Annotated in this window: 9 protein-coding genes; all 9 read left to right on the top strand. The window is 37.1% G+C overall.

Annotated elements, in window-relative coordinates; translation table 11 throughout:
- Positions 1-57 precede the first annotated feature (57 nt).
- The gene (locus HFP47_RS05595; protein WP_179876187.1) at positions 58-3,129 is read left to right on the top strand and encodes a glycoside hydrolase family 68 protein; all 3,072 of its coding nucleotides are present in this window, start codon (positions 58-60) and stop codon (positions 3,127-3,129) included.
- A 396-nt stretch (positions 3,130-3,525) separates the two neighbouring features.
- Positions 3,526-6,555 carry a glycoside hydrolase family 68 protein gene (locus HFP47_RS05590; RefSeq protein WP_179876186.1) on the top strand — a complete coding sequence of 1,010 codons (3,030 nt, stop codon included), beginning with the start codon at positions 3,526-3,528 and terminating at the stop codon, positions 6,553-6,555.
- Positions 6,556-6,663: 108 nt separating this feature from the next.
- A complete protein-coding gene (locus HFP47_RS05585; RefSeq protein WP_179876185.1) occupies positions 6,664-8,175 on the top strand; it encodes a glycoside hydrolase family 32 protein in 1,512 nt (503 codons plus the stop codon).
- 96 nt (positions 8,176-8,271) lie between these two features.
- Positions 8,272-9,717, top strand: a complete 1,446-nt coding sequence (locus HFP47_RS05580) for a flippase (protein WP_179876184.1) — start codon at positions 8,272-8,274, stop codon at positions 9,715-9,717.
- A gap of 65 nt (positions 9,718-9,782) precedes the next feature.
- A complete protein-coding gene (locus HFP47_RS05575) occupies positions 9,783-10,409 on the top strand; it encodes a sugar transferase (RefSeq protein ID WP_179876183.1) in 627 nt (208 codons plus the stop codon).
- 91 nt (positions 10,410-10,500) lie between these two features.
- Entirely contained in the window at positions 10,501-11,052 is a 552-nt protein-coding gene (locus HFP47_RS05570) for a capsular biosynthesis protein (protein ID WP_257229724.1), read from the top strand.
- A 9-nt stretch (positions 11,053-11,061) separates the two neighbouring features.
- Complete coding sequence (locus tag HFP47_RS05565; RefSeq protein ID WP_059442141.1) at positions 11,062-12,438, top strand: O-antigen ligase family protein; 1,377 nt, start codon at positions 11,062-11,064, stop codon at positions 12,436-12,438.
- On the top strand, positions 12,435-13,205 hold the full coding sequence (locus HFP47_RS05560; RefSeq protein WP_179876182.1) for a DUF4422 domain-containing protein: 771 nt from the start codon (positions 12,435-12,437) through the stop codon (positions 13,203-13,205). Before HFP47_RS05565 ends, HFP47_RS05560 begins: the two co-directional genes overlap by 4 nt.
- The gene (glf, locus tag HFP47_RS05555) at positions 13,205-14,395 is read left to right on the top strand and encodes a UDP-galactopyranose mutase (RefSeq protein ID WP_179876181.1); all 1,191 of its coding nucleotides are present in this window, start codon (positions 13,205-13,207) and stop codon (positions 14,393-14,395) included. Before HFP47_RS05560 ends, glf begins: the two co-directional genes overlap by 1 nt.
- Positions 14,396-14,397 lie beyond the last annotated feature (2 nt).

The raw sequence follows: 14,397 nt of genomic DNA, 5'->3' as shown, positions 1-14,397 counted from the left end.
ATAAGCGTTTATACTTAACAAAGATATATTATAAGTAGTATAAAGTGGAGAGTTCATATGAGAAAAAAGTTATATAAGGCTGGGAAATTATGGGTAGCCGGAGCTGCAGTTGCAGCTGCAGTCGTGGTAGCACCCAACATTGTTAGTGCGGATACTACGAACAGTACAACTACTGCAGATGCGACTACAACATCTAGCGCAACCGAATCGAGTATTTCCTCTACGGAATCAGATGACAACAAGGTAGATACTAGTAACACTGATGCGGTCACTGTTACAACTAATAGTGATGATAGCAATTCTAACTCAGCAGAGACATCAAACAGCGATGCTAAGGTTACTAGTAACAATACTGCTCAGAAGGATGAGACAATAAAAGCTGAAACCACAAATAATCAAGATACAACATCAACTACCGCAGTAGCTGAAACAAAAACAGCAGTTAATACGTCTGAATCAGAAAGTGGCAGTAATAACGAACAGTTGGCTGAAACTGCTACAGATAATGCAAAAGTAAATGATGCGTCTAGTCAGAAGCAATCAACTCCATCTGTAGAAAAACTAGATGATAGTGTTTCAAAAGATTTGAATTCAAAAACAACCGTCGTCACTAAAAATGCTGATGGTACGTCAACAACTAACATGACTTATGCTAATTTAAAGGATGTTGCTGACAATATTGCTAGTTTAAATCCAGACACATCTGTTCCTTATTTTAATGCTGATGCGATTAAAAATTTGCCAGCAATGACAACGGCAGATGCACAGACTGGTCAAATTCAAGACTTGGATGTTTGGGATTCTTGGGCGTTACAAGATGCAAAAACTGGTGCTGTTGCAAATTATCATGGCTATAATATCGTTTTTGCCCTGGCTGGTTATCCTAAAGAAGATAACGATCAACATATTTATATGCTCTACACTAAGTATGGTGATACAGCATTAAATAATTGGAAAAATGCTGGCCCTGTTTTTGGTTTCAATGCGAAATGGAATGAGCAACAATGGTCTGGATCTGCAACGGTCAATGATGATGACAGCATTCAATTGTTCTACACAAAGACAGATCAACCTAATACAGTACAACGTTTAGCAACCGCTAATCTATCAATGACATATACAGATACGGAAGTATATGTTGCCAAGGTCAATGATGATCATGTGCTTTTTGCTGGGGATGGAGAGTATTATCAAACTTTACAACAGTGGGTGGACGCAGGTTACTATACGACTGGTGATAACTTTACTATGCGTGATCCTCATGTTATCGAAGTTGACGGAGAACGCTACTTAGCTTTCGAAGCTAATACCGGTACAAACAATTATCAAAGTGATGATGCCGTAAATGACGATACATATTATGGAGGAACAGAAGAATTTAATCAACAAGCCAAAGTTGATACACTACAGAACCCAGATAAACTGAAACTATCAAAAAAGGCTAATGGTGCGATTGGCCTGATTAAATTGACTAAAGATCAAAATAATCCTACAGTTGCTCAAGTTTACTCACCACTTCTAGCAGCTAATGGTATTACCGATGAAATCGAACGTGCTAATATTGTGCCATTGAACGGGAAATTTTATCTATTTACAGATACACGTTTGAGTAAGAGTGTTGTGCCAACAGCTGATTTTAATATTAATGTTGGTATGATGGGTTATGTTTCAGATAGCTTATTTGGACCTTATACACCGTTGAATGGTAGCGGTAGTGTGGTTACTGGGACGCAATTATTTACTTCAAGAACTGATACGTATTCATATTATGCAGTACCCGTTGAGGGACGTAGTGATTTATTATTGGTCACTTCATATATGAGTAATCGTAATGAAAAAGCTGGGACAGGAATGAATGCCACGTTTGCACCATCATTTTTGATTCAAATAAGTGCTGATGGTATGAGCACGAAAGTATTGGATACTGTTTTAGCTCAGGGTACATGGACTTATGATGGCCAAAGTGCTAGCGTTGAGGAACTTGTAGGAAATAAAGCAACATCAGAATTAACTGATATGAAAATTGGTTGGGTTGACAATAAGTTTTATGTTGATAATGAATTAGCCAATGGCTATGTCTACGACTATATCAATACTAGTTATTATTTGTTTAAAAATGGTGTTCGCTTAAGTGGTGTGCAAACCTATGCAAATTCATATTATTATTTCGATCCAGTAACATATAAAAGAGTTGATAATGAGATTCATCAAGATAATACTGGGAAGAAATATTACTTCGGTAATGACGGCCGTGTGAAGCAAGGCCAATTTGCTGTGAATGGTGTTGCTTATAACTTTGGTAACGATAAAACCTATTATGAGCGAGGTTTTGCATCAGGTTACTTACAAGATGTAACGGATAACAATCAGTGGTACTGGTTTGAAAGTGGTAAAAAGTACACTGGGTTCCGTTATTATATGGGCACATATTACTTCTTCGAGTCAGGACAACGTCAAGAGAGTAAGTGGGAAACAGCCTGGGGCATGAAGTACTACGTTGGTACTGATGGTCGTGCAGTACAAGGCGTTCAAATTATTGATGGACAAGCATATGACTTTGGTACGAATGGAACTTTCAACTTGAAGGGGACAGCGAGTGGCTACTTGTACTCACCATCATTGTCAACAGCGAATGGTGGTTATAATTGGTTTGAGAATGGTAAGCCATATACAGGCTTCCGCTACTACGAAGGTACTTATTACTGGTTTGTGAACGGTGTTCGTCAAAATGCTGGTTGGCGTGAAGCATGGGGCATGAAGTATTATACGGACGCTAGTGGTCGTGCATTGCAAGGTATCCAAATCATTGATGGCCAAGCCTATGACTTTGGTACAAATGGTACGTATAATTTGAAGAGTGCAGCGAGTGGCTATTTGTACTCACCAAGCTATTCAAAGGCCAATGGTGGTTATAACTGGTTTGAGAATGGTAAGCCATATACAGGATTCCGTTATTACATGGGCACATATTACTGGTTCGTGAACGGTGTTCGTCAAAACGCAGGATGGCGCGAAGCATGGGGCAAGAAGTATTATACAGATGCCAATGGTCGAGCATTACAAGGTATTCAAAAGATAGATGGTCAGCAATATAATTTTGGTAATGATGGCACTTATTACTTACGTTAAAGAAGAGGCGAAAGCCTTTTTTATTTTGTTTTGAGGCATGATCATTCTAATTTAGAAAGTACTGTAATCTATGGCTACACTCTGCACCTTTACTTAACTATAGTAGATTCATTTTAGTAATTCATATAGTTCAATAAAACACATGAATGATTTCATATATTAATATTTAAAAAAATTTATATACAATTAAAACATAAATGTTGATAATAGAATCGATATTGATATTTAAAGACTTATATTAATATTATTATTTTAATGTTTATTTAATTCATTTTTGTTCAACAATGAACTATGTTATACGTTTAACAACTTTTTGTAATATTTTTGAAATGATGAACGTTTATACTTAACGTAGTTGCACGAGATGCAATAATTCTAAATTGGGAGTTCTTATCGATGAGAAAGAAGTTATACAAGGCGGGGAAGATATGGGTAGCTGGAGCAGCAACAGTAGCAGCTATTTCTATGGGAGTGAGTTCTGTTAGTGCAGACACGGTTGGTAATACTACAACAACTGACACAGAAACACTGAGCAAAACAACTGATGTGAATACTGACACAACAACTCCATCAGATGTTAATAAAGAAACGACAGTCAATTCAACGACTCCTGATGCAACGACAACTGAAGCCAATCAAGAAAAGGCTACAGATAGTACTACTAAGACAGTAGATGCTAACAAAGAAACAACTGATGATAAAGAAACTACGTCAGTTGATGATACTAAGAGTGCAACAACTGACGACAAAGCGAATGTGGCAGCAGTATCAGCAGATGATAGTTCGAAAAAAGTAGCGGACAAAAATGCAGCAACTGACGCTACTACTGATGATAAAAAAGCGACCACCTCAGTTGTGACACTAGACGACAGTGTGTCAAAAGATTTAAACTCTAAAACAACATTAGTTACTAAAAATGATGATGGTACCTCAACTACCAACATGACATATGCTAACTTAAAAGATGTTGCGGATAACATTGCTAATTTGAATTCAGATACGTCTGTACCATATTTCAATGCTGATGCAATTAAGAATTTGCCAGCAATGGCAACGGCAGATGCGCAAAGTGGTGAAGTACAAGATTTGGATGTATGGGATTCTTGGGCACTACAAGACGCAAAAACTGGTGTCACTGCAAATTATCATGGGTACAACATTGTTTTTGCTTTAGCAGGTTCTCCAAAAGAGGATAACGATCAACATATTTACATGCTTTACACTAAGAATGGTGATACAGCAATCAATAATTGGAAGAATGCTGGGCCAGTCTTTGGCTTCAATGCACTGTGGGATAAGCAGCAGTGGTCTGGATCTGCAACGGTCAATGATGATGACAGTATTCAATTATTCTATACAAAAACTGACCAACCACGCACGGTACAACGTTTGTCAACTGCTAACTTGTCAATGGCATATACGGATACTGAAGTTCGTGTAGCAAAAGTTAGTGATGATCATGAACTCTTCACAGGGGATGAGGAGCATTACCAAACTCTGCAACAATGGATCGATGCAGGATACTATGATACGGGTGATAACTTTACCTTACGTGATCCGCACGTGATTGAGGTTGATGGAGAACGTTATCTAACTTTTGAATCCAACACAGGTACTGAGAATTATCAAAGTGATGATGCTGTCGATAACATGGATTACTATGGTGGAACTGATGAATTCAACCAAACAGCAAGAAAAACAACATTGGCAAATGCGGATAAGTTGAAATTCTCAAAGAAGGCCAATGGCGCTATTGGATTGGTGAAGCTTACAGGACAGCAAAATAATCCAACTATTGGACAAATTTATTCACCACTTCTGGCAGCCAACGGTATTACTGATGAAATCGAACGTGCTAACATTGTGCCTTTGAATGGAAAGTACTATCTCTTTACAGATACACGTTTGAGTAAGAGCGTTGTCCCAACAGTTGATCCGGACATTAACGTTGGTATGATGGGCTATGTTTCCGATAGTTTGATGGGTCCTTATACACCATTGAATGGTAGTGGCAGTGTGATCACAGGAACACAATTAGCTGAATCTAGAACAGATACTTACTCGTACTATGCAGTTCCTGTTGAAGGACACAATGATTTGTTGTTAATTACATCATACATGAGTAACCGTGCTGAAAAAGCTGGCGTTGGACTTAATTCTACGGTAGCACCATCATTCTTAGTTCAAGTAGGTGCCGATGGTAAAACAACAAAAGTACTAGATACTGTTTTAGCACAAGGAACATGGACTTATAATGGTAAAGGCAGTGTTGCCGAACTAGTTGGCACAAAAGAGACATCAAACATAACTGGTAAAAAGATTGGTTGGATTGATAATAAGTTTTATGTCAATGATCAAGTAGCTAATGGTTACCAATATGATTATACGAATGACGCGAATTATTTGTTTAAAGATGGTGTTCGCCAAAGTGGTGTGCAAGCTTATGACAATACCTATTACTACTTTGACCCAGTAACGTACAAGCGAGTAGAAAATGACATCCGCAAAGCAACTTGGGGATTAGAATATTACTTTGGTAACGACGGTCGTGTGAAGCAAGGTCAGTTTGCAGTTAATGGTGTTGCTTATGACTTTGGTAATGACAAAACATACGCTAAGCGTGGTTTTGCATCAGGTTACTTACAAGATGTGACGGATAACAATCAGTGGTACTGGTTTGAAAATGGGTCAAAGTATACTGGCTTCCGTTACTATCAAAATACTTATTACTTCTTCGAGTCAGGACAACGTCAAGAGAGTAAGTGGGAAACAGCCTGGGGCATGAAGTACTACGTTGGTACTGATGGTCGTGCAGTACAAGGCGTTCAAATTATTGATGGACAAGCATATGACTTTGGTACGAATGGAACTTTCAACTTGAAGGGGACAGCGAGTGGCTACTTGTACTCACCATCATTGTCAACAGCGAATGGTGGTTATAATTGGTTTGAGAATGGTAAGCCATATACAGGCTTCCGCTACTACGAAGGTACTTATTACTGGTTTGTGAACGGTGTTCGTCAAAATGCTGGTTGGCGTGAAGCATGGGGCATGAAGTATTATACGGACGCTAGTGGTCGTGCATTGCAAGGTATCCAAATCATTGATGGCCAAGCCTATGACTTTGGTACAAATGGTACGTATAATTTGAAGAGTGCAGCGAGTGGCTATTTGTACTCACCAAGCTATTCAAAGGCCAATGGTGGTTATAACTGGTTTGAGAATGGTAAGCCATATACAGGATTCCGTTATTACATGGGCACATATTACTGGTTCGTGAACGGTGTTCGTCAAAACGCAGGATGGCGCGAAGCATGGGGCAAGAAGTATTATACAGATGCCAATGGTCGAGCATTACAAGGTATTCAAAAGATAGATGGTCAGCAATATAATTTTGGTAATGATGGCACTTATTACTTACGTTAAGAAATAATAACATCTATAGAAAATAATAAAATAAATAGCAATCCTGATTTTAAAGCAGGATTGCTATTTTTCATAATTTTACTATATTATTAACAGAGAGGAAACATCATGCAACGACATAGAATGAGAAAAGTATTATCAATCATAATGGCGGGAATAGTATTGTTTTCGATTGGTTGGTTAATATGTTTGAAAAACAACAGCAAAAATATGACACAACAACAATTACCTCAAAAATGGCATTTAAACGGCTTATCTAAAAATGGGTTATCAAATGATACGCAAACTATTTTAAAAAATGGTCAAAAATATGAACTGTTCTATTTGGTGGACACTGGTAAGGGATTGGAAGCAAATCAACAAAGAACTCGTTGGGCTCGTTCGGTATCTTCGGATTTAACAACATTTAAAGTAGCCGATAGCGCCGATATCAAACCAGTTTCCCAACAAGAATCAGTTGCCACAGGTTCTATTGTCAAAGACGCAGATAATTTATCTGGACATGGTAAAAACTCATTACTGGCTTATGCTACGAAATACATTAATGGTAATCAATGGACCTATATGTGGTATTCGACTAATCAAGGTGAAAATTGGCATGTTGCTCATAATGGCAAGCCAGTAGCAAAACCATATAAAGAAGGAAAAGATTTTCGAGACCCTCATGTAATATATGATTCTGATGCCAAGCAATTTGTCATGACAGTAGCTGAGGCGGATGATAACAATCATATGAAAATTGGATTTTATATTTCCAAAAACGGCACAACCTGGCAATACACAGATAGCTTTTATTCACCACGGGATTTAGGTACTTTAGAAGTTCCTGAAATACATCAAATTTATCAAAAAAATAATAATCAAAAGCAATGGATTTTGTTTTTTGGTGCTAATGGTTTTGCTGATGATTTTCAAAAAAGTACCGGCTCATACTACGTTGTTGGTCAATTGAAAAACGGCCAGTTTGAAGCTGAAACTGATCCAGAACGTGTTGATTTTGGTACTGATTATTATGCTGCACACAATTATCAAGAAAATAATGAACAATTGCTTGGCTTTGGATGGATGGGTAACTGGGATTATATTAATCGCGTTAGTGATGATATAAAGTATAAAGGCAATTATTCGGCGTTTAGAAAAATGTTTTTAAGTTCAGATAATAAATTAAAAACATCAAAAATTATTACTAATGGTCTATTTGACACAAAAAAGAAAACAGCTCTGGTGAGGGCGCACAGTAAAAGTCACATCAAAACCAATAAAGCTGCTTACAAAATTAGTACCGTTGTGAACGGTAACCAAAAATTGACTATTAGAGCTGGCAATGGAGATAGCAATGTTTCCTTTCATTTTAATAATTTTGACAAAAAACTGACGGTACATCGCCAAAGTAATTATGTTACAAATGATGCTTATAATAAGGACTATAACATCAATTTGTGGGGAGATTGGTCAGAAAAGGTTGATTTTTACGTTGATCAATACAGTATTGAAGTATTCTGGCCAAAGACTGGACAAGTAGCTACGTTTGCTAAGTACAGTAATGATAGTGGTGATAACATTGTATTCGATAATTTAGATAATAAAAGTTCAAGCCTAGTCGTTCAGGAAATGAAGTAAACATAAATCTCATAATTTGATATAATTCTATGAAGGGGCTATTATTAGGCTAACCGTTTATTGGTCATATGACTAAATTAAGGACAACTTAACAACATGCAAGTTGCAAAAAACTATTTATACACTGCGGCATATCAGCTGCTTAACATTATTGCACCATTAATAACAATGCCATATTTAGCGCGAGTTCTTGGTCGAAATGGTGTCGGTGTTGCAAGCTGGACTAATTCGTTTGTAACCTACTTCTTATTGATTGCAAGTCTTGGAATTGTTACATATGGTAGTCGCGAAATTGCCTATGTAAAAGACGATAAGCAAGCAAGACAGCAAAAATTTTGGGAAATCCAAATTATTCACACGATTGCTGGAATCTTTTCCTTAGCGCTATACTTTTTATTTTTGAAGTATGGTGTGCAATTGAATAGTAATATTGAAGATAATCAAATTTATCTAATCCTTCAAACTTGGGTCATTATTTCCGGTATTCTTGACATTTCTTGGTACTTTATGGGCATGGAGGATTTCAAGAAAACTGTCCTACGAAATGCCCTCGTTAAAATTGCAATGACAGTGTTGATATTTGTTTTAGTGAAAACACCAAACGATATCGGCAATTATATTTTGTTACTCGGACTGTCACAAGTTTTCGGTAACTTGTCAATGTGGTTTTATTTATTTAAAAAGATATCATTACCAAACTGGCATCAACTTGATTTAAAAGAACATGTGAAACCAATATTTATGATGTTTTTACCAACCATTGCGACTCAAGTCTATTTACAGTTGAATAAAACAATGTTGCCGTTCTTTACTAATTCAACAGATTCGGCTGGATTCTATGATAATGCTGATCGAATTATAAAAGTCTCGCTGGCACTGGTTACATCTGTTGGAACTGTAATGCTACCTCGGATGTCTGCCCAGTTTGCCAAAGGACAATTTGACAAAATGAAGCAGAATATTACACAATCGATGGATTTTGTCTCCGCACTATCAGTTCCAATGGCCTTTGGAATGGCTGCTATTGCCCCTACAGCCATGATTTGGTTTCTGGGTGAGCAGTTTAAAGTAGTTGGTCAAGTCATTGTTCTTCTATCCCCAATTATTATTTTCATTGGCTGGAGTACGGTTATTGGCACGCAGTATTTGGTGCCAACCAAACGTCTGAATGAATTTACACTATCTGTCACTATTGGTGCATTAGCCAATGTGCTACTTAATTTCTGGTTAATTTATGTGGCAGGAGTGAATGGTGCTGCAGTGGCTACAACGATATCAGAGTTCTTGGTGATTGGTTATCAGCTATACGTTACGCGTAAAGACATGAATATCTGGCATCATTTTTCTGAAATGTGGCGTTATATCATTGCGGGATTAGGGATGTATGTTTCGGTTACGATGATTAGTCAATATCTAGAAATCAACATCAAAAGTACATCAATAGAGCTGGTATTAGGTGTCTTTATGTATGTCCTAATTCTCATTATTTTACGAGCACCAATTCTTAAAAAAATACCCTTACTAAATAAAATAGCAAAATGACGCTTTTTTTCTGGTATAATGGTAAAGTTATATCATGCACATATGTGCACGAATGAGGTGGAAAATTGAAACGCAAACTAGGTTATTTAACCGCAAAACGGGGTTTAGATATTAGCGTATCTTTGGCGGCGATGTTTCTATTGTCACCAGTGTTTGCTATTATTGCCTTAATTATTATTAAAGATAAGAAAACAAGTAAAATTATTTATGCACAAGAGCGAGTTGGTCAATATGGAAAACGTTTTAAAATATATAAATTCCAATCCATGGTTGACAATGCTGACAAAATATTAAAACAAGATGCTGATTTATATGCTAAGTTTGTAGCTAGTGGTTATAAGCTACCTACAGCGAAGGACCCTCGAATCACTAAATTTGGAGCATTCTTGCGTAAAACATCTCTAGATGAGTTGCCACAGTTTTGGAATACTTTGAATGGAACGATGAGTATTATCGGGCCAAGACCGGTTGTAGAAGATGAGTTAGTCGAATATGGGGAAGATATTGATAAGTTTTTATCAGTAAAACCTGGTGTATTTGGTTTGTGGCAGGCCAGTGGTCGCAGTAATATTGAGTATCCAGAACGAGCACAGATGGAATTAGATTATGTTGATCGTGCTAATTTGCGATTTGATTTTTATATTTTGTTTAAAACAGTAATTGCAATATTTAAGCGCGATGGTGCATTTTAATTTTTAGGAGAGAAAAAATGAGTTTTTCGTTAATAGATTTAGTTAAACGACTGTTGAAAAATAGTTGGTGGATTCTTATTCTGGGATTGTTATGGGAGCATCTCTTTACACATATGCAAAACACTCTGTGCTGACGGCATATACGGCTGAACGATATGTTATTGTTGCAAAAAGCAACACGGGGGTTAAGGATCCAAATTCTCGTGTGCAAGCAGATCAAATGTTAATTAACACTTATAAAAAGATTGCTAGCGATCCATCAGTTGTTAATCAGGCTAAAAAGCTATCCACAGTGTCTGTTACAAAAAAAGAAATTGTAAGCGCAATTACAGTTTCACAACCAGACCAAACGCTGATGATGCGTTTTAGTGCTTCCGCTGCAACTGCCAAAAAGTCGGTTGCAATCGCTAACGCATATGCTAAAGCATTTTCAATCGAAGGAAGCAAGTTATATCCTGACATGGCCAAGCCATTATTGTTATCGTCAGCGAAAAAGGCTGATGTACTCTCCGGCACAGTTTATAGCCCTAAGAAATTAGCCGTATTTGGGTTTGCCTTTGGTATTACCTTAGGCGCATTTATCATATTGCTTACTGGTATTTTTCAAAACTATAAGCGAATGATGACTAAGACAACAAAGTGAGGCACCGCTGTGGCAGCTTTTTTACTACCAATCACATTTTTCTCTAAAACATATTCATATAGTTTTGCTGAAACAACAATGATGATTGCTTTTCCAGTATTTGTACTTTTAATATTGTTGCAGATATATCGCTTTCCATCTCGTATTGCAAAAATTATTCCTAGCGCGCAATCTTTTTTGCTAGCGGGATTTTTTTTGGTTATGCAATTTATCGCGATGTTTTTAAGTTATCAGCATTCTGGTGACTCAATTCAAACAACTGGTATTATTCGTTCAATGATTTTTTTGGCGGGGTGGATTGTCACTGTCTATATGTCTTGGGCATTAATCGTCCTCACGGTCACTAATCATAAAGAGGAACGATTATTTATTAAAAGTGGACTGATTAGTTTACTGATATACATGGGAATCGTTTTGGTTCCACAGTTGTTGGTGACACTGAATAACTTTTCTATACGTCCGTACGTTAATGCCATTGCACGTCTGTTCGAACGACATTGGATGGGGCGCGATTTCTATGCAGCCGGTAGCTACGCAGTTAACAATTATCGATTGAATGGTTTTGAACCTGAAGCTGCTTTTTTAGCTAACCTATTAGGTGTCGTTTATTTGCCAATCATTTTAGGTATCGCGATAACCAAACAAAATTTTTGGCATTTTAAAAAGCACGTCGCCCTAGAAAAATGGTTTAACTGGGCCTTTATTGGTTCGATTTTAATGTTTTTGGTACTTGCCCGAACAACAACGGGACTGATCACATTAGTGGTAGCTGCCGTACTCTGGTTTTTATGGAGTAAACGTGATGATAAAATTATTTTAATTATTTTTGGTATAATGGCTATTGTTGGTATTGCATTAGGATATTTCTTCGTGCAGCCAATACATGATATTTTTTATAATTTCTTATTCAACAAACAAGGGACTTCTAATCGACTAGGTGGCACCATTGCCTTAGTGCTTACATTCCTATCACACCCACTCTTTGGTGTTGGTTATGGTTTCACAGGGTATTTCATTATGGATTACGTGCCAAAGTCTACGACCTATAATCCAGAGTTTCAGCAAGTGTACAGGCACATTGGTTATCCTGTGCTCAGTGATGGAATTGGTTGGTTTGCGACGTATGGTTTGGTTATCATGATACCAGCATTGTGGATGCTAGCTCGTTTAATCATACGTTCGTTGGTAGTACAACACGAGCTTAAAATACGTCAACCAGAAAATTGGCAATGGCATTTAGGCACTCAGATTAGCTTTATGATTATGATTATTTTAGTCGCTGTATCGTCGTTGTTTGTTATTCAAATTTTCTTATGGCCATATTTGTTGATGTTTTTCTTTTATCGGCAAATGCTAATTAATCAAGAAAAGGAGTTAGCATTGTGACTTTATACATTGCAACACATAAACCGTATATCATGCCAGAAGATAGCGACTATCAACCAATATTTGTGGGTGCGGCCCAACATGATAGTGTACCGGATGGTTATCAATCTGATGCTGTTGGACAAAATATTTCAACTAAAAATCCTAACTTTAATGAGTTAACTGCAATTTATTGGATTCGGCACAACACAGACACACCGGTCGTGGGGCTACTTCATTACCGCCGTTATTTGGGTAAAAAAAAGGGTCACAGTTTATCGGCCATCCTAACTGAGTCACAAACTCAGGAATTATTGAAAAAGGCTGATATCATTTTGCCTCAAAAGCGAAATTACTATATTGAAAATCAACGTGATCATTATTTACACGCACACAGGGCTGAACCTTATAATATAATGAAGGAAATTATTGCTGCGGATTATCCAGAGTATTTACCTGCTTTTGAGAATATGGAACAGTCGACATCGGCACATCTTTTTAACATGTTTATCATGCCGCGTAGGTATTTCAATGAGTACACAGATTTCATTTTTGAAGTGCTTGGCAAAGTAGAAGCAAAAGTAGATGTGGATAAGCTCGAGGGTCAAGAAAAACGGGTATATGGTTTTCTAAGTGAACGATTAATGGATACTTGGGTTAATACGAAAAAGCTCACTGTAGCAGAGTGCCCAGTAATAGAATTAGAGCGCACAAACTGGTTAGATAAAGGGTATAATTTCCTTAAAAGAAAGTTTTTCCCAAATACAAATAAAAAGGTACATTTCTAATGACAAATCAATTTAATACAAAAAATTATGACTATTTAATCGTTGGTGCAGGGCCATTTGGCATGATTTTTGCACACGAAGCTGCTAAACGCGGGAAGCGCTCACTTGTAGTTGAAAAACGTCCCTATATTGGTGGAAATACGCATACGCATACAGAACATGGTATTACTGTTCATGACTTCGGTGCCCACATATTCCACACTGATAATAAAGAGGTGTGGGACTATATTCGTAAATTTGCGGAATTTAATGGGTATCAAAACCAAGTGGTGGCCAACTATAAAGGTACGCTTTATAATTTGCCATTTAATATGAATACTTTCTATCAGATGTGGGGTACTAAAACACCTGATGAAGCACATGCAAAGATTGAAGAACAAAAGCAAATTGCACTAAAAGATCTTGGGGATCGCCAACCACGTAACTTGGAAGAACAAGCAATCTCATTGATTGGAACAGATATCTATAACAAACTCATTAAAGGTTATACGGAAAAACAATGGGGTCGGAAGGCTACTGAATTACCAGCTTTTATTATTAAACGGTTGCCAGTTAGATTTATTTATGATAATAACTATTTCAATCATCGTTACCAAGGTATTCCTGTAGGCGGTTATACTCAAATTTTTGAAAATATGGTCGCTGAATCCAATGGATTAGTTGATGTTTTGACAGATACAGATTTCTTTGATTACAAGGAAACGTTGCTATCAGAGTTTCCACGTGTTTTGTACACGGGCATGATTGATCAATTCTTTGATTATAAGTTTGGTGAATTAGAATATCGTTCGCTGCGTTTTGAGCATGAGGTTATTGATTCAGACAACTATCAAGGTAATGCCGTGATTAATTACACAGATTCCGAAACACCATACACACGTGTAATGGAGTGGAAACATTTGGACGGCCTCGCTGATGAAGGTAAAACAATCATCACAAAGGAATATCCACAGGAATGGGATCGATCAAAAGAAGCCTATTATCCTGTCAATAATGACAAGAATACACAAATATACAAATCCTACGCCACAGAAGCTCGTAAGAGCCATCCAGAAATTATTTTTGGCGGTCGCTTAGGAAAGTATCGTTACTTTGATATGGACCAGGTCTTCAATGATGCATTCAATACTGTACGTCAAGAGTTTGGCGTTGATCAAGAATTTAATTTTGCTCACGATCAAGTAAAATAATT

Source organism: Leuconostoc sp. DB-1, from assembly GCF_013414845.1.
Lineage (GTDB): Bacteria > Bacillota > Bacilli > Lactobacillales > Lactobacillaceae > Leuconostoc > Leuconostoc mesenteroides.
The sequence above is the reverse complement of the archived record's forward strand: the minus strand, read 5'-3'. Positions and strand labels throughout refer to the sequence as shown.